Source organism: Acidovorax sp. FJL06 (genome assembly GCF_003852545.1).
Lineage (GTDB): Bacteria > Pseudomonadota > Gammaproteobacteria > Burkholderiales > Burkholderiaceae_C > Acidovorax.
Map to the genome: position 1 here is coordinate 35,800 of NZ_QAJR01000031.1, position 18,679 is coordinate 54,478.

The following is an 18,679-nucleotide window of genomic DNA, read 5'->3' on the forward strand; positions in this document are numbered from 1 at the left end:
GCCCCGGCAACCGCTGCACGCACGCACCGGCGCTCACTGGATTTTCCATGCCCCCACCCCTGCACATCCTCTGGCGCGACGAGCACCTGGTGGCCGTCTACAAGCCCGCCGGCTGGCTGGTGCACCGCACGGGGCTGGACGCGGGCGAAACACGGTTTGTGATGCAGACCCTGCGCGACCAGCTGGGCCAGCATGTGTTCCCCGTGCACCGGCTCGACAAGGGCACCTGCGGCGTGCTGGTGATGGCGCTGCACAGCGACGCGGCGCGCGCGCTGTCGCAGGCCTTTGAGCAGGGCGCCACGCACAAGCGCTACCTGGCGATGGTGCGCGGCTGGGCACCCGGGGCCATCGAGGTGGACCACGCCCTGAAGCCCGACGATGCCCCGGCCGATGCGGCCGTGCAGGACGCCCACACCCGCTTTCGCCGCCTGGCGCAGCTCGCGCTGCCCGAGGCCAGCGATGCGCGCTTTGCCACCACGCGTGCCTCGCTGGTCGAGGCCCTCCCCACCACCGGGCGGCGCCACCAGATCCGCCGCCACCTCAAGCACCTGGCCCACCCCATCATCGGCGACGCCACGCACGGCAAAGGCCCCCTCAACCGCTGGTGGGCCGAGCGGCTGGGGCAACAAAGGCTGTGGCTGCATGCGTGGCAGCTGACGGTGCCGCACCCGGTGTCGGGGCTGGCCATGACCTTCGACAGCGGGCTGCCATGGCCGAGGCCTGCGGGCTGGGGGCCTGGGCACAACACGGCAGAGGATGCCAACCTCAGCCTCAGCGCCATCCCCAGCGCCGACTGGCAGCGCCTGTTTGAACACTTGCCATGGGAAGAGTCTGCAGAGACGCCGCCAACACCGTAACGCGGGCGACACGGCAGCCACACCACCGTCGAAATAATGGGCACTCCAAGAAAATCAGGAGACCCCGTTCATGACCCCACCCGCCACCAACCGCGTCCTGGCCCACACCGGCGCGCGCTACCCCATCCTCCAGGCGCCCATGGGCTGGATCGCGCGCACGCCGCTGGCCTCGGCGGTATCCCGCGCGGGCGGGCTGGGCATCATCGAGACGTCCTCCGGCGAGACCGCCAACTGCCAGGCCGAGATCACGAAGATGAGCGCGCTCGGCCTGCCGTTTGGTGTGAACCTGCCCATCCGCTTTTTGAAGGACGACGCCATGCTGCGCTTTGTGTGCGCATCGGGCGTGAAGTTTGTGACCACCTCGGCGGGCAGCCCGGCCAAGTTCATTGCGCCGCTCAAGGATGCGGGCATCACCGTGTACCACGCCGTGCCCACGGTGGATGCCGCGCTCAAGTGCGTGGACGCGGGCATCGACGGCCTGGTGGTCGAAGGCGGCGAAGGCGGCGGCTTCAAGAACCCCGAAGAGGTCTCCACCCTGGTGCTGCTTCAGGCCATCCGCGCGCAGGTAGATGTACCGCTGGTGGCCGCAGGCGGCATCTGCGACGGGCGCGGCATGGCAGCGGCCTTTGCGCTGGGGGCCGAGGCGGTGCAAATGGGCACGCGTTTTGTGAGCTGCGCCGAAAGCCCGGTGCATGCCAACTACAAGAACGCCATCGTCGATGCGGGCGTGACAGGCACCTGGATGCTCAACACCAAAGCCAGTCCCTGCATCCGTGCGCTCAAATCCCAGCGCACCCGGGCCATCCACGAGGCCGGGCTCATGCCCGCCGACAGCTTTGCGGGCATCCAGCATGTGTACTTTGACGGCGACATGGAGGCAGCCCCTGCACTGGCGGGGCAAACCGCCGGGCTCATCGACTCCGTCAAAACCGCCCAGCAGATCATTGACGACACCGTGGCCGAATTCTTTGCCATCAGCCAGCGCATGGGCACCCTGGCGGCAGCACGCACGTTCGGTTGACGGCCCTGGCGGCCTGCCTGTGCAGGCGCCTATGCGGCCTTGGCGCCCAGCGCCCGCATGCGTGCCGTCCACTTCGCCACGCCCGCATCGCCCAGTTGCTCCACATGGCCCACCAGGGTTTCGTGCACCGGGGCGATGCCCACAAAGCCCAGGATATTGCGCTCCAGCGATTTCACGCTGTGCGCGCGGAAGTACCAGCGGTACACCAGTGCCGGCATGCCCATGGTGACCACCACGCGCGCGCTGCGGCCGGTGAGGCCCTTGCGGCCGAAGGGGTTGCTGTCTTCGGTGTTGAACGCAAAGCCGGGCCGCGCCACCTGCTCCAGAAAGCCCTTGAGCAAGGCCGGCATGTCGCCCAGCCACAGCGGAAAAAACAGCACGATGTGCTGTGCCCAGCCGATGTCGGCCTGCGCGGGCTTGAGCACGGCGGGCAGCAGGCCCAGCTCCCACTCGTGCTGGCTGCGCAGCAGCGCGAAGTCGATGGTGGCGACATCAATCTGCCGCACCGCGTGCCCCGCGGCGGTAGCGCCCTGCGCATAGGCCTGGGCCAGCGCGTGGCACAGGTGGGGCGCCTGGGCGTCGGGGTGGCCCTGTATCAGCACGATGCGGCGGGGGCCCATGGTGGCGATCTCCTGAAGCAGATCAATCCACAGACTCTACGCCTCTTGCGGCCATTGAGCACGCCCCCACCAACCCACCCCCACTGCAGCCATCCGCTGGCTCGGTGCGCTACACTTTTTGGCCCTCTTGCACACGCCCTGCGCACCACTCTGCGCGGGGGAACTCCCCATGCACCGGCCTCTCCATTTTTTGCGTGCGGCGCCAGCCCCCTGCGCCGCCAACTGCCCCCCGCTGACCACAGCCTGCGCAGAGAGAGGGCTCGCCCATGTCTGACCCCGACGCCCAGGCCCAGGCGCTCCCGGTGCACCCTGCGCCATCCTCGGCGGCGCACACGCCCTCGTCCGGCAGCCTGCGCGGCATCGTGGCCATGGTGGCGGCCGTGGGCTTCTTTTCGCTGATGGATGCGCTGCTCAAGACCCTCACGGCCCACTACCCCGCCATGCAGGTCGCCGCGCTGCGGGGCTGGGCCGCGCTGCCGCTGGTGGCCCTGTATGCGCTGTGGCGCGGCGAGGTGCCCCGGTTGCTCCAGGTGCGCTGGCCGCTGCACCTGCTGCGGGGCGGGCTCAACGTGGCCATGCTCTCGCTGTTTGCATTTGCCATCCGCGAGCTGGCACTGGCCGAGGCCTACACGCTGTTCTTCATTGCACCGCTGCTGATCACGGCGCTGTCCACCGTGGTGCTGCGCGAACGCGTGCGCGCCGCCCACTGGGTGGCGATTGCGCTGGGCATGGTGGGCGTGCTGGTGGCGCTGCGCCCCAACCAGGAGGCGTTCTTCACCCTCGGGGCGCTGGCGGTGCTGGCGGCGGCCGGCTGCTACGCGGTCTCGGCCATCACGGGCCGGCTGCTCACGCGCACCGATTCGAGCGCCAGCCTGGTCTTCTGGACCACCACCCTGCTGGCGCTGGGCGCGGGCACGCTGGCCTGGCCGCAGTGGGTGGGCGTGGCGCAGGCGCACTGGCCGCTGGTGGCCGGGCTGGCCGTGACCGGGTTTGCGGGCCAGCTCGCCATCACCGAGGCGTTCCGCCATGGGCAGGCGTCGGTGGTGGCCCCGTTTGAATACACAGCCCTGGCCTGGGGCATGGGCCTGGACTGGGTGCTGTGGCAGACCGTGCCGGGTTACAGCACCCTGCTCGGGGGTGCCATCATCATCGGCAGCGGCCTGTACCTGGTGCGCCAGGAGCGCACGCAGGCCGTGGTGCCGCCCTGACCGACCCTTCCCGCCCCTCCATCCACATGCCCATGCAAGCCCACGACATCCTGCACTTCTGGTTCGACGAACTCACGCCTGCGCAGCACTTTGCGCAAGACGACGCCCTGGACGCCACCATACGCACGCGGTTTGGCGCCACCTGGCAGGCCGCGCAGCAGTGCGAGCTGTGGGGCTGGCGCGCCACACCGCAGGGGCGCCTGGCCGAGATCCTGGTGCTGGACCAGTTCTCGCGCAACCTGCACCGCGGCTCGCCCCTGGCGTTTGCACAGGATGCGCAAGCCCTGGCGCTGGCCCAGGAGCTGGTAGCCGGGGGGCATGACGCGGCGCTGGCCCCCGTGCAGCGCGCCTTTGCCTACATGCCCTACATGCACAGCGAGTCGGCCGCCATCCACGCGCAGGCCCTGGTGCTGTTTGACCAGCCGGGGCTTCAGAACAACCTGCAGTTTGAGGTGCGCCACCGTGACATCGTTGCGCGCTTTGGGCGCTACCCGCACCGCAACGCGGTGCTGGGGCGCGTGTCCACGCCCGAGGAGCTGGCGTTTTTGCAGCAGCCCGGTTCGTCGTTCTGAAGTGGACGCCCCGGGCGCTACCGCCCGGGTGCTTTGTCAAAGAGGCCGGGTCAGGTACACGGCCTCGCGGCCGACGATGGGCTCGCGCGTGGGCATGAGCACGGTGCAGTCGTCACACAATGCACGGATCTCGTGCGGGCCATCGGTGGCGATGAGTTCGCCCTGGGCAAACACCTCGAAGCCCTGCACGGGCCGCGTGAAGCGGAAATCCGCCGTGCGCACCATGCAGGTTTCCAGCAGCTCGTAGCGGCGCTGTGCCACCGGCGCGGGCCGGTCGGCGGCGGGTGCGATCAGGCCAAAGTGCGCCAGAAAATCCTGCGCCACCGCCGTGGCCACATCGGCCGCCGATTGCAGGAAATGCTGCCCACACTCCACCACCAGAGCCACACCCGTGCCATCGGCCTGGCCGTGGCGTCCATGCTGGATGAGGGGCGTGCCCGAGCCCAGCCCGCTGGGCATCACCAGGTGCACGGGGGGACGCCCCAGCGCCAAGGCCACCTCTGCGTTGCGCGGGTAGGCGGGGTAGACCCAGAAGGGCTGCACATCCTGGCTGGTGGAGTGGATGTCCAGAATGTGATCGGCTGCAGCCACCACCGGGCGCAACACGCGGGCACGTTGCAGCTCAGGGCTGTCGGTGGTGCCCTCCAGCTCGGCGGCCGACCACACGCGGTTGAGGTTGTGCACCAGCTGGCGGCTTTCAAACGGGCGGCTCGCGTCAAACGACTCGTAGGCAGCTACGTTGGCAAAGCTGATGGTCAAGGTGCCAATCAGGGGGCGCACGCCGGTGTCGAGCAGGTGCGTGGCGGCCACCATGCCGCAGATCTCGTTGCCATGGGTCAGGGCATTGATAAGCACATGGGGCCCCGGCTTGCCGGACTCGAAGCGGTGCACGTAGTCGATGCCCACATTGCCCTGGCGGTAGGCCGAGAGATCGCGGGGGAGGACTTCAAAAACGGGGGGGTTCTGGGACATGGGGGGCAATTGATAAGACAACACATCATTGTCTGCGCAAAGCATGAAGCGTGCAGGCTGCGGTGTACGATGCCCGCCGGTTGTGTCCCACTGCCCTCCTCCCCGCTGCTGAACCATGCCCACCGCCCGACTTTGCCCGCTGGCCGCCGTGGCCTCCCGGCTTCCGCCCGATTGCTGGATCGCCGAACGCCTGGAACAAGACTCCGGTGCGCTGGCTGAAGAAGCCGTGCTGTGGATCACCGGCGACGTGCATTGGCACGAGCTGCACCTGGACGCGCCTCTGGCCAGCGGCAGCCCGCTGCGCAGTTGGCTGGATGGGCTATCAGAGCCTCCAAGCGGCAGCCCCCTACCCCGCGCGCCTTTTCTCATCCTCGTGGACGGCCACCTTCAGATCGACGGCGCGCTGACCAGCAGCGACACCGACGGCACCACCCACCTCATCGTCACCGGCAACGCCCAGGTGCACAACGCCGTGATCGGCGGGCAACTGGTGTGTGTGCAAGGTGCGCTGCGGGTGCAGGACCTGCTGTGGGGCCACTACAACCATGGCGAGCTGCGCGTGCACGGCGGGCTGCAGGCCCGCGTGGCGCTGTTCACCGACGAATACCACCTGCACATCGAAGGCCCCGAGCAGGTGGAGTTTCTGCTGGACGAGGTGCGCCCCGCGCCGCACCTGGCGGAGTTCTCCAGCGAGGTGCTGGGCGCCGTTTTTGCCCCCGAATTCCACAGCGGCGTGGACGCGGGCGAGGACGGCCTGGCAGCCCTGCTGGACCGCCGCCAGGTGGTGGCCGCCGTGCGGGCTGGCGACAGCGCGGTGCATGGCAGCGCAGATATACAGGCCGCCTGGCCGCTGGCGCACGACCTGTGCGCCGACAACGCCATCAGTGTGCAAAACATCCTGGCCGTGGTGCACACCCCGGTCATCGCGCACAAGGAGCACAAGGCCTATGGCTGGTTCGGGCAGACCGACTTTTCGATCTGCCAGCGGCATGTGGACGAAGACGGCGACCAACGCGACGACAACGTGTTCATCACCGTCTGGAAAACCTGGGACTTCTACCTCTCAGTCGAACAGGTGCCTCCAGCCCATGGCCCGCTGCAGCGGCTGGCCGCCGCCGTACTGCGCCGCAGCGTGCCCACCACGCCGCAGCTCACCCTGCTGTACCGCCGCTACAACCAGGGTGAGCCCGGCGAATGGCAGGCGCTGGCCGAGGGTACTGACCCCGAAGCCTGGCAGGCCTGCCAGACCGCCTGGCGCGGCGTGCTCGACTATGTGCGCAAGGCCGTGGGGCAGCACCGCGCGCGCTACCCGCTTTACCAGCGCCTGGTGGCCACGCTGACGGCCGAACACATTGAGCGCTTCACCAGCCTGCCCGTGTTCACCGACCAATACAACGACTGGTGGGACAGCGACCGCAACGGCTGGTGGGAGGGCAACATCTGGGTGGGCGCCCGCCAGCCCTGCATGCACGAGGGCGAGCCCTGGGGCCGCGCGCTCAAGCTCAGCTGGCGCAACGGCGATGAGGCCCCCGGCGACGACGAGGACAACGCCCACAGCGCCTACCAGATCAACGTGGACGAGGCCCGCGAAGGGCCGGCACTGGTCGAGTTCGCCTACGCGCAGCGCCAGAGCGACAGCCGCGCCCCCCTGCCCCGTGGTGCGGCCGACCACATCACCCGCCTGCTGCGCTTTTATGGCGCGGTCGAAGCCCGCATCCGCACCCAGGCCGAACAGGATGCCGCCCGCCAGGCCGAGGCCCGGCGCATCAAGGCGGCCGTGCAACTGCTGGCCACCCCGCCCCTGGCGGCCGATGTGCCCGATGTGGCGGTCTTCCCGCTGGAGCTGATGGAGCTCTCGGCCCGGTGGCAGGCCGACGGCCAGGCCTATGTGGCCACCGTCCGCGCCCACCAGCTGGCGCAAGACATGCCCGAACCCACGGCGGGCGATGCCGCAGAGACGGACGACGGGAGTGACGACGAAGCAGAGGAAGAAAGCACCCTGCCCCCCGACCCGCGCCAGGCCGCCGCCCCCACCGTGCTGCAGCTTGCACGCGTGGTCCACCAGCATGCCGATGTGGACCTGGGCGAGCGCTTTCGCCAGCGTTTTGCGTTTGCTCCCGATGCCTTTGTGCAGCGCGCGGCCAATGCAGGCTGCTTCATCGGCCCGGTGATCACGCTGGACGACGGCCGCGTGCTGGCCCGCGTGGGCGCTGCTTACGACGACACCGCGCACTGGGTGGCCGTGCAGGGCCCGCACCACCAGCCGCTGCCCGCGCTGCGCGGCCTGGGTCGCTCCCCCAATCGGCGCATCTTTGCCCAGAGCGACGGCCAGCAGCTCACCACCCACCAGGGCTTTGGCGGCCCGATGATTGCGCGCTTTGCGCTGCCCCGTGGCAACGAAGGCCTGCCACCCCATATGCCCGTGGCGCCCGGCCCGCTGGGGCAACGCTGCGACGAACTCATTCCCTTCAACAACGGTCAGCGCGTGCTGCTGCGCAACCCCACCGGCATCTACCTGCTGACCCCCGCGGCCAACGGCGGCAGCAAGGATGGAGACGGTGTGCAACGCCTGCACCCGCAAACCTTTGACGAAGACGGCCCCTACACCTGGCGCAAGAACCAGATGGACGAAGAGGCAGGCGGCCAGGCCGTCACCGTGCTGGCCCTCGACATGCTGCACATGGCCCTCTCGCCCGACGAACGCCACATCGCCGTGGGCGACCAGGACAGCAGCCACATCCTGCTCGATGCCCAGGGCACTCTGGTGGCCGAATACGACCCGCAGTCGTCCTACCCGCACCACACGGCGTTCTCGCACGACGGCACGCGCCTGTTCGCCAACTCCTGCCATCTGTACTGGGGCAGCACGCTGTCGGTGCCGCTCTCGCCACTCGCTGCGCAGGGGCCGCAAGACGCGCCACAGCATGCGCCCACCGACGCAGAAGACCTGCCCACGCTGGACGACCGCTGCCGTGTCTATGCCTCGGCCACCCAACCCGGCCTGGTGGTCCTGGGCGACGCCGATGGGTATTTGCACGCCATTGGCGACGACGGGCAAGCCCTGTGGCGCCACCACATCGGCAGCACCATCAGCGGCATGGACATGGCCCCCGACGGCGGCGTGCTGTGGGCCGCCAGCTACGGCGGCTACCTGGTGCGGCTGGAGCGCAGCGAGGCGGGCATGGACCCGTACTCCATTGGTACATCACCGTATGTGGAAACCAGCCGGTGGATTTTCTGGAGTGATGAGGCGGGGCCGCTGCGGTGGTAGGGGGAACAGGGCTGTGCGTGGCCTGCAACGGGCGTCGGGGTGCTCGCACTTGACGGGTGTGCTCGCTATCGTCCGTTCGGTGCCGCGCTGCCGGATTCCATAAAATTTCCATACCAAGGTGTTTGCGCAGCACTGCGACTGCCAACCCAGGCTACAAGCCACTTCCAGGAGGAATCTGTGTCCAGAATATCTCGCATCGGTCATGCTTATCCTGCGGGTTCTGTGGTCTACCTTGCGCGAGGCCTCATGCACCGGCATCTCCTTTGGCCCGCCCTGCTTCTTGCGTCCGCGCAGGTGGCGCTTGCCCAGGACTGCGTCAAAATCACCTGCGGTCAGGCCGACGGCTGCGAGGCCTTCCCCTCTCGGCTGAGGGCAGCGCTTCCGCCCGGCTTTGAGATCCGGTCGATCAGAGGCGACACCAAGATTGCCGCCCGCGGCGAGGCGGCGCTGTTGGAGTGCCGTCCCGCGAGTCGCCTTGCGGCGGTGGTGTCCGCAGACCAGGCGAGCATCTACGGTGCTGTGCATGTGACAGGCAAGCTCCACGCGTCTGGCATCCTTCGGTTTGAGCCAAACGACGGCGGCGAGTTGGAGTTCCGCCCGGGCAAGGAGACGCTCCAGGCCGGTGGACATTTCTTCAAGACAAACTTCGCACGCATCAAACTGGACGAAGCGCAACCGTCCGTGAAGATCGCACCACCCCAGAGCCTTGCCCAAGCCAACTGCTGGCAAGCCAACGCGAAAGTTGAACTGTCTGATTTCTCCGTTCTGATCGGAGACACCTCGGCGGCCGGCACCTATGCCCGGCAAGCCCGAATCACCCAGGCCAGCGGCTTCACCCAATGCACCTGGGGCAGCAAATGAAGCCCAGCCCGTCAGATCCAACACAGGACATCAGAGGAACGCGAATGAACCACAGGATCTCGGTACTGCTCATGTTCATGCTTTCAGGTGCCGGAGCAACCTACGCCGCCGACTCCAGGAATCAAGCCTTCGACCAGACTTTCGCCTACTGCCGTGATATTGACGGGTACTTGGTCACCCCACCGGAATGGAAGCAAGCGCAGGCTCCGCAAGAGATTTCGGCAAGCAACAGCTTTTCGCCACTGCCGGACGCCCTGTTGCGGCAACTCAAACTCAAAGGGAATGTGATCTCCCCGGCGACCGCCCAGCAGATGGCGCTGACGGTCGCGACGCTGAAGCCGCCGAACCACGGGAAAGTGAAGGACCTGACGCCACCTGACAAGCGGTATGAGAGCCACCTTCCGGGGGGCAAGACAACCCTCTTTCCACCTGGAACCACCTCCTACCACTACACCTTCATGCCCGACCTCGGGTATCTGGGAAAGGACCAGGCGGTCTACGAGATTCGCGCAAATGGCAAGCGCTACCAGGTGACCGTCAACTTTCTGGTCGTGACTGCCGTCAATGACAAGGGCCCGTCGCAATGCGCATCCGAGAAGTTCGACCAATGACACCCAGCCCCTCCATCGGAAGGACCCGCCCCGGCAAGCCGGGCCGAGCCTCTCATGGCAAAGAGTGAGGCACCCAGTGTCTCTACTGCCACAAGCCCCTCCCGGCGGATAGCGCCAGCCTCCCCTTCAACCCCCTCCCCCGCCTGCGGCTACCCAGCCGCTCACCATTCGCACACCCCTACTGGGGCACCAGCTCCACCCGCCGGTTCTTCGCCCGGCCTTCATCACTGCTGTTGCTCGCCACAGGCGCGAGCGACGCCACGCCGTTGCCCACCAGGCGCCCCACCGCAATGCCGTAGTCCTTGGCCAGCGCCGCAGCCACCGCATCGGCACGGCGTTTGGACAGGGCCAGGTTGCTGTCGAAGCCGCCCACGCTGTCGGTATGGCCCACCACGTGCAGCTTGACGGTGGGCTCGGCCTTCAGGAAGGCTGCGATCTGCTCCAGCGAGGGTTTGGACTCGGGCTTCACATCGGCCTTGCCGGTGTCGAACAGGATGCCGTAGATGGCGACCTTGCCGTTGGCGGTGATGGATTTGCTGATGTCGGACGCGCTGACCACCACCATGTTCTGCTCCATGGCCTTGGTCTCCAGGATGTCCACCGCAATGTAGGCGCCCTGCCGGGACTTGTAGGTGGTGTCTTCCTTGGGCCAGTCGATGGAGACCAGGCGCACGGTGGTGCTGCCCTTCTGGAAGGTGCCGGTGCGCACGGTGCTGGCGTCGGCGGCGTACATCACGTATTCGCTGCGGTTGTTCTTGATGGCGTCGCGCTGGCCGCTGCTGAAGTTGGCCAGAAAGTTGGTGTAGCTGCCCGCAGCACTGTCGCGGGTGGAGTCGTAGAGCACGGTGAAGCCACCAGCAGCGAGATCGTTGGCGTAGTTGCGAAACAGCTCCAGCGACCGCGTGGCGCCGGGGGCTTCGTACCACAGGCGGGTGAGCTTGCCTTCGAGCGCCAGCGGGGGCTGCACGTAGCGCCGCTTGTAGGCCTGCAGGTCGAACTCCTTGAAGGTGGAGGTCTGGAACTCCACGGCGTCGAAGTTGCGCACCTCGTAGCCCACGATGGCGCTGCCGCCAAAGCGCTTCACGGCCGGGTGGTCCTTGGCGCCGGGCAGGTCTTGCGCAGCGGCCGGGGCCTGGCTGGCCAGGGCCAGGAAGCCAAGGCACAGCGATGCGCCCCATTGGCGAAACAGTCTCAGGGTCATAAGCAGTCTCCGGTTGACAGCACGTCTTGCAGCCTGGGCCCACGCCCCCGCGCTGCGCCAGGGTGGTGGGCCGCAGCCATCATAGGCGAGGCCCTGGCGGCGGCAGGGGCCCACTGGCCTGGCGTGGCCAAGCGCACCCTGCTGGCGGTGGCCACACCGAGCAGCGGCTTGCCTTGTGCAGCCAGGCCGGTCCCACGGTGCGGCACCGGCCTGCACGCGTGACCCGGGCCGCAGTCAGCGTCCCGCCCACGAAACCCTGCGGGTTTGTGACGTACCATGCGGCACGGTCCCATCCCGAGACCTTTCACAAGGAGGCCCCATGGCCAAAGGCGAACAACGCAGCAACAAGATGGCAAAGAAACCCAAGAAGGACACTTCGCTCCCCAAGGAGCACTCCGGCTCCGACCGCCCCATGCCGCCGATCACCAGCGTCATCCCCAAGGGCAAGGACAAGAACAAGTAGCCAGACACGTAGGGGCCCGGCGGTGCCCAGCACTGCCCCCCTGCCAGCGGACATGCGCAGGGGTGTGCATGAAGACATGCAGCCACTATCAAAAATAGTGCTGCCAGCGCTGATGGACCAAGCGCTGGCGGCTATTTTTTATTCATTGCCTCAGGGGTTCAGGGGTTCAATGCCCCCGAATCCGCCATCCCGCCCCTACCGCAAGGCCTCGGCGGGCACCAGGCGGGCCAGCCACTGCGTGTCGGGCTCGGGCCGGCCGAACAGGTAGCCCTGGTACACGATGTCCGGGGCGCGCAGGCTCAGGAAGTCTGCTTGTGCCTGGGTCTCGACCCCTTCGGCCACCACGCGCAGGCCAAAGTGGCGCGCCACCGACAGGATGCCTTCCACCAGTACGCCGTCGTCGGCGTTGGTGGGCGCCTCGTGCACAAAGGAGCGGTCGATCTTGATCTCCTGGATCGGCAGGCGCTTGAGGTAAGCCAGCGACGAATAGCCCGTACCAAAGTCGTCGAGCGAGATGTCCACGCCCAGCACGGCCAGCTCCCGCATCTTGGCCACTGTGTCGTCGAAGTCTTCGATCACCAGCCCTTCCGTCACCTCCAGGGTGAGCAGCCGAGGGTCGGCCCCCGTGGAGGCCAGCAGCGCACGCACCTGCGTCACAAAGCCCGCCTGCCGGAACTGCCGGGCGCTGAGGTTGACCGACAGCCGCAGCCGCCGCTCGCGGAACGCCGGCTGGGCCAGCAGTGCGCAGGCATGTGCCAGCACCCAGTCGCCCAGGCTCACGATGAGGTCCGACTCTTCGGCGATGGGAATGAACACGCCCGGCGGCACCAGGCCGTCGCGTGGATGCTGCCAGCGCACCAGCACCTCGGCCCCCGTGATCTGGCCCTGCACGTCCACCTGCGACTGCAGGTGCAGCCTCAGCTCGCCCGCACCAATCGCGTGGCGCAGTTCGCGCTCCAGGCGGAAGCGCTGCTCCGCCACCTCCCCCATGCCTTGCTCGAAGAACGCAGCCTGCCCGCCGCCCGCCTGCTTGGCCCGGTGCAAGGCCATGCCGGCGCGCCGCAGTGCGTCGTGCGCGCCATCGCTTGCACTTTGCGGGTACAGGGTGATGCCCACGCTCGCCCCCAGCTGGGCGTCCTGCGCGTCGCCTTCCAGGCGCAGGGGGCGCAACAGGGCGGTCTGCAGCTTCTCGGCAAAGGCCAGTGCATGGCGACCGGCCAGCGAGACATCCACCCCCAGGCCATGCAGCACCACGGCAAACTCGTCCCCCGCCACGCGCACCAGCAGGCTCTGGGCTGGCAGGATTTCGGACAGGCGCAGCGCCACGGCGCACAGCAGGCGGTCCCCCATCTCACTGCCGCGCGCGTCGTTGAACGTGGTGAAGCGGTCCAGGTCCAGCAGCAGCAGCGCATGCTGGGTGGAGGGCGGGCGCCCCCCCCGCCCGCGCAGCACCTGCAGCCGCTCCATCAGCGTGGAGCGGTTGGGCAGGCTGGTGAGGCTGTCGAAATGGGCCAGGCGGTGGATTTCATCGGCCGCGCGCTTGCGCTCGGTAATGTCCTGCTTGAGTTCCACATAGTGGCTCACGGAACCATCGGGCTGGCGGATGGGCGCCACCACCACCGACTCGATCAGTGCCTGCCCGTCCTTGCGGTAGTTGACCTGTTCGCCCGCCCAGCTGTCACCCCGGGCCAGGGTCGCGCGCAGGCCCTCGCGTTGCGCGGGGGCCAGGCCATTGCTGGAATAGCTGGCCGAGGCGCCGCCCACCACCTCGTCGCGCGCATAGCCCGTGCGGCGCACAAAGGCGTCGTTCACATATTCGACGTTTTCATCCAGGTCGGTGATGACGATGCTCTCGGGGCTTTGCTCCACCGCCCGCAGCAGCTTGCGCAGTGCGGCCTCGCTGGCGACCAGGCTGGCTGCGATCCGCTGCGCCTCCTGCACCCGGTTCATGTAGCTGCGGCGCGACAGCAGCGTGGCGGCCGCCGTGAACGACAGAATGCCCGCCAGATACACCGCCGTCGCCATGCGGTTGGCCGCCTGCACCGGCTTGAACACGCCCAGGATGTCGGCCCCGATGAACCCCAGGAACAGCAGCGCCGTGAGCCCCACCAGGATGACCGTGGCGCGCACGCCCAGCAGCCAGCCGGTCAGCACGATGAGCACAGGGTAGTTGAGCAGGTTGGGGCCATTGACGCCGCCATTGCGGGCCGCCACCAGCGACACCGACACCCACACGCCCCATACCAGCAGGTGGGCCGCCTGCGTCCAGCGCTGCCGGCGCGCCAGCAGCAGCGCCACGCCCCCCACCGAGGCCGCCACAAAGTTGAGCGCCACGCGCACCGGCTGCACGGGCTCATCCCACATCAGCAACAAGCCGATGACGCTGCCAATCAGCATCACGGCCCAGCCTGCCACACGCACCAGATGGCGTGTGGTGGCGTCTTCGTGGTCGGGCAGCGGAACGGCAAGGGCTTCGGCCATGGCGACTGGGATTGCGGGGGAGGAAACCATCCTAACCGCAGCCATCCCAAACGCCTACCAGCAAAGTGCCAACAGCAGCACCCCTGCAACACGGGAGGGTACATGCGGCCCGCCCTGCCCCTTCCGGCGCCAAAGGCCTGCCCCGGCAGTGCCCGGGGAGGGGCGGCGGATCAGTCCGCGCCGTCTTCGCTGCCCGGGGCAGGCTCCCGCACCCCCGAGCCCTTGCCCTTGGCCTTGGCACGGGCGTCCTTCTTGGCCTGGCGCTTGGCGTCTTCGGCCAGGCCGGCGGTGCGCCAGGCCTCAAATTCTGCAGGCGTCTCCAGCGTGATGCGCCCCAGGATGGCCGCGCGGAAGTCGGTCATCACGATCTCTGCCGTCTTCTGCAGGTTGACACGCCCCCCTCCCAGCATGGCGCCGCGCTTTCGGCCAATGGCTTCGAGCAGTTCATCGTCCTGCATGGTGGCCATGCTGCCAGCGGGCAGGCCCAGCTTGTAGCGCGCCTCCAGCAACGGGGCATAGTGCTGCTGCAGGCGGCGCAGCAGCTCCAGGGCCACCAGTTCCTCGTCGTAGGCATTGCGGCCCACCGCGCCGCTGGCGGCCAGGTTGTAGCCGCTTTCGGGCACGATGATGCGCGGCCACAGCATGCCGGGCGTGTCCCACAGGTAGAAGTCGTCGGCCAGCGTGATGCGCTGCTCCAGCTTGGTGATGCCCGCCTCGTCACCTGTCTTGGCCTGGCGCTTGTTGCTGAGCGTATTGATGAGCGTGGATTTGCCCACGTTGGGCACGCCGCAGATCAGCACCCGCATGGGCTTGGCCATGCCGCCCCGGTTGGGCGACAGCAGGTGGCAGGCGTCGATGAGCTTGCGCGCGGGCGCGGGGTCGGACGCATCGAGCGGCACGGCGCGCGTGTCGCTCTGGGCGTTGTACCAATCCACCCACAGCGCGGTGCGCTCGGGGTCGGCCACATCCTGCTTGTTGAGCACCTTGAGCGTGGGCTTGTGGCCCGTGATCTCGGCCAGCAGCGGGTTGGCGCTGGAGCCGGGCAGGCGTGCGTCCAGCACTTCGATCACCACGTCGATGTCCTTGATGCGTTCGGTGATCGCTTTCTTGGTCAGGTGCATGTGACCGGGGAACCACTGGATGGCCATGCGAGGGGTACTTTCTTGTGTTTTCGATACTGTCTGAGGGTGGCAAGGATAATCGCGGTCCCTACCGCCCCTCTCCACCGCGTTTTTTGACCACCATGCCAGCCCCTCTCGACACCCCGCGCCAATCCACCGCCCGCAAGGCCGACAAGGAGCTGCTGTTCAAGGGCGTGACCTGCGCCCTGATCGGCCTGGTTATCCTGCTGGCGCCCTATGTCGCCCGCTCGGACAGCGTGCGCGATCTCATGAGTCAGGCGGCCCTGGTGGGCTGGTTTGCGCTGGTGCTGGGCCTTGCGTTTGGGGTGCAGTACGGCATGCGCCGCGCCAAGGCCGGGCGCCGCCAGCCGTGATGTTGCCCGGCGCCAGCGCACCAGCTCCAGCCCCGGCGGTTGACGGGGCCTCCGCGCAGCAAATGTTCCAGTCCCTGCAGCAGCGCGCCGCGCAGGCCGGCATCACGCTGCGCAACCCGCCTCCCGAGCCCACCACCTGCTGCGGACGTGGCTGCAATGGCTGCGTGTGGGAGGGGTTTCTAGACGCCGCCGAGTATTGGCGGCAAGAGGCACTGTTGCAGCTGGAGGGCTGAATTTTCAGCCAAATCGGCCTCTAGCGCTTTATAGACAAGCGCAAGAAGCTATCAAATCAGGAGTGAATGCAGCCTGCGTGCCGCATCACCCGAGCTCCTTGACTGACATGTATTGCTCGCGCCATTCCTCAAAGGGCAGTGTGTCCGCCGCCTCGATGGCCTTCTGTGCGGCAATCGATTCATCCGCCATCGCCAGGTAGCGCGCCTGCTGCTCTGCCGTCCACGGCAGGCCCAGCAGCGCGTCACGCGCGGCGACGGATTGCTGGCGGGCAAAAGACTCAAAGCTGTGGTGATGCTCGCCCACGATGCTGCCGAGCACGCGGGCTGACGGTGTGCGCTCGGGCGCGGACATCAGCGCACGGGCATCGCGCAGCGCGGCGCTGTAGTCATCGGTGCCATGGGTGGCGTCCAGCGCCGCAGCCAAAGGTGCGCACGCGGCCAGCACCTCGGTGCCCCAGTCGGCCAGCAGCACGCTCTGGCCGTTGCGCGTGAGGTGCAGGCCGGGTTCGCGCCCCCGCTCGGCGGTGAGGTGCTGGTTGTGCTTGAGTTCGGCAATCTCGGCCGGCGTGTCGGGCGGGCTGTCGGACAGCAAGCAGTGCAGCAAAAACACGTCCAGCAGGCGCATGGTGGGCGCCGTGATGCCCACAGGCACGAACGGGTCCAGGTCCATCAGCCGCACTTCCACATATTCCACGCCGCGCTCGCGCAGCGCATGCAGCGGGCGCTCGCCCGTGCGCACGGTGCGCTTGGGGCGGATGGTGCCGTAGAACTCGTTCTCGATCTGCAGCAGGCTGGTGCCCAGCTGGTTGTAGTCGCCCCCCGGGTTGCGCACGCCCACGGTTTCGTAGGCCGGGTAGGGTTTGGTCAGCGCCTCGTGCAGCGAATTGGCGTAGCCCGTGAGGCCGTTGTAGCTCACGGCCAGCGTGGCCTGCGCGTCGCTCTGGTAGCCCAGGCGGCCCATGCGCAGCGAGGTGGCGTGGGGCAGGTACAGTGCGCTGCCCCCCTCCATCTGCTGCAGGCCATGCTGGCGACCTTCCACAAAACAGGGGCACAGCGCGGGCGAGGCACCAAACAGGTACAGCAGCACAAACGCATGGCGGCGGAAGTTGCGGATGAGCGAGAAATACTGCTCGCTCGTCACGCCCGGCAGCGACCAGTTGTAGTGGATGCCCGAAATGGTCTGCATGCGCCGCCCGTAGCGGTGGCCCAGGCCCATGCGGTACACGCTTTTGGCACGGCCCACGTTGGAGCTGCCGTAGCGGCCGATCGGGATCGTCTCGTCCGTGGGCAGGCCGCAGGGCATGCTCGACGCCCAGAGCAGCTCGCCGCCGCTGTCTTTGAGGGTGTGGTGCACGAACTGGTGCACCTCGGTCAGCTCATCAAGACATTCATGCACGCCCTTGCGAGCGCCGGTGATGAGTTCGAGCTGCGACTCGCTGTAATCGGTGGTGATCAGCGGGTGCGTGAGCGCCGAGCCCAGCGCCAGCGGGTGGGGCGTGAGCGCCAGGCCGCCTGTGGGCAGCACCCGAAGGCCTTCCTTTTCGATGCCGCGGCGAATCCCCCCCAGGGCATCCGCCGGGTAGGCGGCCAGTCTCTCGTGCAGTTTGCTCATATGTTTATACCGATCCAACTTCTGTCGGCCCGGAACTTAGCACGTTGGGGGCTGGCCCGCCCACGGGGGCATCAAGCCCTTGCGGCCAAGGCCTTTCCTACCTCGTTGGTTCCCTGCGCCGCTCCACTTTGTGGTACTTGCTCGCCCGCACGCCCGATCACCTCGGCCAGGCGGGCCGCCAGCTGCTCGGGCACGTCGGCGCCGATCCCCAGGTGGATGCCCTGCGTGAGCGTGATGTGGGCCGCCTCGAAGGTGCCCGCGCCCGCGCACAGGATGGTGCGGGTGGGAGCGCTTTCATGCGCCAGCACCAGCATGGCGGGCACCACGGCCTCGGGCTTCAAGGCATCCAGCACCTCCTGCGGCATCAGGCCCTCGGTCATGCGCGTGGCGGCCGTGGGGGCCAGGGCGTTCACATGGATGTTGTTCTTCGCGCCTTCGATGGACAGGGTCTGCATCAGCCCCACCTGGGCCAGCTTGGCTGCGCCGTAGTTGCTTTGGCCGAAGTTGCCGTACAGGCCCGTGGACGAGGTCGTCATCACGATGCGGCCGTACTGCTGCGCCACCATGTGGGGCCACACGGCCTTGCAGCAGTGGGCGGCGCCCATCAGGTGCACCTGCACCACCAGGTTGAAGTCGGCCATGTCCATCTTGGAAAACGACTTGTCGCGCAGGATGCCGGCGTTGTTGACCAGGATGTCCACCCGGCCCCAGGCGTCGATGGCCTGCTGCACCATGGCCTCGACCGCCGCGAAGTCGGTGACCGACGCGCCATTGGCCAGTGCCTCGCCGCCCGCGGCGCGGATCTCATCGACCACGGCCTGCGCCGCGCCCACCGTGGCGCCGCTGCCGTCCACCGCGCCGCCCAGGTCATTGACCAGCACCTTGGCGCCGCGTGCGGCCAATGCCAGCGCATGTTGGCGGCCCAGGCCACCACCGGCGCCTGTGACGATGGCCACGCGGCCTTGGAAGTCGATACCCATGTGAGCTTCTCCTGTTGGTTGGTTAGTTGGTTGTGTTGTGCAAAAAGGGGATTGGGTGCCGGGAGGGCACGCTGCGCGTGGGACTTTAAGCGAGATGGGGGGCGGAGGGGGTTGCGCAGGTGACTGGGGGAGCTTGCTTTGTGTGCTGGTTGTGGCGATGTGCTTTTTTGACGGGTGGAGGCCGGGAGTCGCCCGGCAGGCGAGTAACTTTCTTTCGCGTC

Annotated in this window: 17 protein-coding genes; 10 read left to right on the forward strand and 7 right to left on the reverse strand. The window is 67.7% G+C overall.

Going from position 1 to position 18,679, the window contains the following annotated elements; translation table 11 throughout:
• Window positions 1-47 precede the first annotated feature (47 nt).
• Window positions 48-857, forward strand: coding sequence for a pseudouridine synthase (locus tag DBV10_RS17975; protein WP_124514965.1), 810 nt, complete (start codon window positions 48-50; stop codon window positions 855-857).
• Between the two features lie 70 nt (window positions 858-927).
• Window positions 928-1,878 (forward strand): nitronate monooxygenase family protein, encoded by a 951-nt coding sequence (locus DBV10_RS17980; protein ID WP_124514966.1) that lies wholly within the window; start codon window positions 928-930, stop codon window positions 1,876-1,878.
• A 29-nt stretch (window positions 1,879-1,907) separates the two neighbouring features.
• Here DBV10_RS17980 and DBV10_RS17985 read toward each other — a convergent pair whose 3' ends face one another.
• Window positions 1,908-2,498, reverse strand: coding sequence for an NAD(P)H-dependent oxidoreductase (locus DBV10_RS17985; RefSeq protein ID WP_124514967.1), 591 nt, complete (start codon window positions 2,496-2,498; stop codon window positions 1,908-1,910).
• Between the two features lie 266 nt (window positions 2,499-2,764).
• Here DBV10_RS17985 and DBV10_RS17990 point away from each other — a divergent pair, with 266 nt between their 5' ends.
• Both DBV10_RS17990 and DBV10_RS17995 read left to right on the forward strand, forming a co-directional pair.
• The gene (locus DBV10_RS17990) at window positions 2,765-3,706 is read left to right on the forward strand and encodes a DMT family transporter (RefSeq protein ID WP_255424855.1); all 942 of its coding nucleotides are present in this window, start codon (window positions 2,765-2,767) and stop codon (window positions 3,704-3,706) included.
• Between the two features lie 32 nt (window positions 3,707-3,738).
• The gene (locus DBV10_RS17995; protein WP_124514968.1) at window positions 3,739-4,278 is read left to right on the forward strand and encodes a DUF924 family protein; all 540 of its coding nucleotides are present in this window, start codon (window positions 3,739-3,741) and stop codon (window positions 4,276-4,278) included.
• A gap of 36 nt (window positions 4,279-4,314) precedes the next feature.
• On the opposite strand, the gene DBV10_RS18000 is transcribed toward DBV10_RS17995, so the two are convergent.
• Window positions 4,315-5,250 (reverse strand): succinylglutamate desuccinylase/aspartoacylase family protein, encoded by a 936-nt coding sequence (locus DBV10_RS18000; RefSeq protein WP_124514969.1) that lies wholly within the window; start codon window positions 5,248-5,250, stop codon window positions 4,315-4,317.
• Between the two features lie 115 nt (window positions 5,251-5,365).
• On the opposite strand from DBV10_RS18000, the gene DBV10_RS18005 reads away from it, so the two are divergent.
• From DBV10_RS18005 to DBV10_RS18015, 3 genes are all read left to right on the forward strand, one after another.
• Window positions 5,366-8,521, forward strand: a complete 3,156-nt coding sequence (locus tag DBV10_RS18005) for a WD40 repeat domain-containing protein (RefSeq protein WP_124514970.1) — start codon at window positions 5,366-5,368, stop codon at window positions 8,519-8,521.
• 246 nt (window positions 8,522-8,767) lie between these two features.
• Window positions 8,768-9,382: a hypothetical protein gene (locus tag DBV10_RS18010; protein ID WP_124514971.1), complete on the forward strand. Its 615-nt coding sequence runs from the start codon at window positions 8,768-8,770 to the stop codon at window positions 9,380-9,382.
• Between the two features lie 44 nt (window positions 9,383-9,426).
• Window positions 9,427-9,993, forward strand: a complete 567-nt coding sequence (locus tag DBV10_RS18015) for a hypothetical protein (protein ID WP_124514972.1) — start codon at window positions 9,427-9,429, stop codon at window positions 9,991-9,993.
• Between the two features lie 178 nt (window positions 9,994-10,171).
• Here DBV10_RS18015 and DBV10_RS18020 read toward each other — a convergent pair whose 3' ends face one another.
• The gene (locus DBV10_RS18020; protein ID WP_124514973.1) at window positions 10,172-11,194 is read right to left on the reverse strand and encodes an OmpA family protein; all 1,023 of its coding nucleotides are present in this window, start codon (window positions 11,192-11,194) and stop codon (window positions 10,172-10,174) included.
• 319 nt (window positions 11,195-11,513) lie between these two features.
• Between DBV10_RS18020 and DBV10_RS22940 the strand changes: the two genes are divergently transcribed.
• Window positions 11,514-11,657, forward strand: a complete 144-nt coding sequence (locus DBV10_RS22940; RefSeq protein ID WP_199740171.1) for a hypothetical protein — start codon at window positions 11,514-11,516, stop codon at window positions 11,655-11,657.
• Window positions 11,658-11,852: 195 nt separating this feature from the next.
• Here DBV10_RS22940 and DBV10_RS18025 read toward each other — a convergent pair whose 3' ends face one another.
• Entirely contained in the window at window positions 11,853-14,138 is a 2,286-nt protein-coding gene (locus DBV10_RS18025) for a bifunctional diguanylate cyclase/phosphodiesterase (RefSeq protein ID WP_124514974.1), read from the reverse strand.
• Between the two features lie 170 nt (window positions 14,139-14,308).
• The gene (ylqF, locus tag DBV10_RS18030; protein ID WP_124514975.1) at window positions 14,309-15,286 is read right to left on the reverse strand and encodes a ribosome biogenesis GTPase YlqF; all 978 of its coding nucleotides are present in this window, start codon (window positions 15,284-15,286) and stop codon (window positions 14,309-14,311) included.
• A 95-nt stretch (window positions 15,287-15,381) separates the two neighbouring features.
• Here ylqF and DBV10_RS18035 point away from each other — a divergent pair, with 95 nt between their 5' ends.
• Together DBV10_RS18035 and DBV10_RS18040 are read left to right on the forward strand one after the other, a co-directional pair.
• A complete protein-coding gene (locus DBV10_RS18035) occupies window positions 15,382-15,633 on the forward strand; it encodes a hypothetical protein (protein ID WP_124514976.1) in 252 nt (83 codons plus the stop codon).
• Between the two features lie 62 nt (window positions 15,634-15,695).
• On the forward strand, window positions 15,696-15,866 hold the full coding sequence (locus DBV10_RS18040) for an oxidoreductase-like domain-containing protein (RefSeq protein WP_370451198.1): 171 nt from the start codon (window positions 15,696-15,698) through the stop codon (window positions 15,864-15,866).
• An 85-nt stretch (window positions 15,867-15,951) separates the two neighbouring features.
• Here the strand turns inward: DBV10_RS18040 and gshA are convergent, their stop codons facing one another.
• The gene (gene gshA, locus DBV10_RS18045; protein ID WP_124514977.1) at window positions 15,952-17,478 is read right to left on the reverse strand and encodes a glutamate--cysteine ligase; all 1,527 of its coding nucleotides are present in this window, start codon (window positions 17,476-17,478) and stop codon (window positions 15,952-15,954) included.
• Window positions 17,479-17,549: 71 nt separating this feature from the next.
• Window positions 17,550-18,458: an SDR family NAD(P)-dependent oxidoreductase gene (locus DBV10_RS18050; protein ID WP_124514978.1), complete on the reverse strand. Its 909-nt coding sequence runs from the start codon at window positions 18,456-18,458 to the stop codon at window positions 17,550-17,552.
• Window positions 18,459-18,679: the final 221 nt, after the last annotated feature.

What these genes read in the sequence shown, in the direction of transcription:
- DBV10_RS17980 (WP_124514966.1), top strand. Translation starts at nt 928, where the DNA reads ATGACCCCACCCGCCACCAACCGCGTCCTGGCCCACACCGGCGCGCGC.
- DBV10_RS18005 (WP_124514970.1), top strand. Translation starts at nt 5,366, where the DNA reads ATGCCCACCGCCCGACTTTGCCCGCTGGCCGCCGTGGCCTCCCGGCTT.
- DBV10_RS18035 (WP_124514976.1), top strand. Translation starts at nt 15,382, where the DNA reads ATGCCAGCCCCTCTCGACACCCCGCGCCAATCCACCGCCCGCAAGGCC.
- DBV10_RS17985 (WP_124514967.1), bottom strand. Translation starts at nt 2,498, where the DNA reads ATGGGCCCCCGCCGCATCGTGCTGATACAGGGCCACCCCGACGCCCAG.
- DBV10_RS17990 (WP_255424855.1), top strand. Translation starts at nt 2,765, where the DNA reads ATGTCTGACCCCGACGCCCAGGCCCAGGCGCTCCCGGTGCACCCTGCG.
- DBV10_RS17995 (WP_124514968.1), top strand. Translation starts at nt 3,739, where the DNA reads ATGCAAGCCCACGACATCCTGCACTTCTGGTTCGACGAACTCACGCCT.
- DBV10_RS18050 (WP_124514978.1), bottom strand. Translation starts at nt 18,458, where the DNA reads ATGGGTATCGACTTCCAAGGCCGCGTGGCCATCGTCACAGGCGCCGGT.
- gshA (WP_124514977.1), bottom strand. Translation starts at nt 17,478, where the DNA reads ATGAGCAAACTGCACGAGAGACTGGCCGCCTACCCGGCGGATGCCCTG.
- DBV10_RS18015 (WP_124514972.1), top strand. Translation starts at nt 9,427, where the DNA reads ATGAACCACAGGATCTCGGTACTGCTCATGTTCATGCTTTCAGGTGCC.
- DBV10_RS18020 (WP_124514973.1), bottom strand. Translation starts at nt 11,194, where the DNA reads ATGACCCTGAGACTGTTTCGCCAATGGGGCGCATCGCTGTGCCTTGGC.
- ylqF (WP_124514975.1), bottom strand. Translation starts at nt 15,286, where the DNA reads ATGGCCATCCAGTGGTTCCCCGGTCACATGCACCTGACCAAGAAAGCG.
- DBV10_RS18010 (WP_124514971.1), top strand. Translation starts at nt 8,768, where the DNA reads ATGCACCGGCATCTCCTTTGGCCCGCCCTGCTTCTTGCGTCCGCGCAG.
- DBV10_RS18040 (WP_370451198.1), top strand. Translation starts at nt 15,696, where the DNA reads ATGTTCCAGTCCCTGCAGCAGCGCGCCGCGCAGGCCGGCATCACGCTG.
- DBV10_RS22940 (WP_199740171.1), top strand. Translation starts at nt 11,514, where the DNA reads ATGGCCAAAGGCGAACAACGCAGCAACAAGATGGCAAAGAAACCCAAG.
- DBV10_RS18000 (WP_124514969.1), bottom strand. Translation starts at nt 5,250, where the DNA reads ATGTCCCAGAACCCCCCCGTTTTTGAAGTCCTCCCCCGCGATCTCTCG.
- DBV10_RS18025 (WP_124514974.1), bottom strand. Translation starts at nt 14,138, where the DNA reads ATGGCCGAAGCCCTTGCCGTTCCGCTGCCCGACCACGAAGACGCCACC.
- DBV10_RS17975 (WP_124514965.1), top strand. Translation starts at nt 48, where the DNA reads ATGCCCCCACCCCTGCACATCCTCTGGCGCGACGAGCACCTGGTGGCC.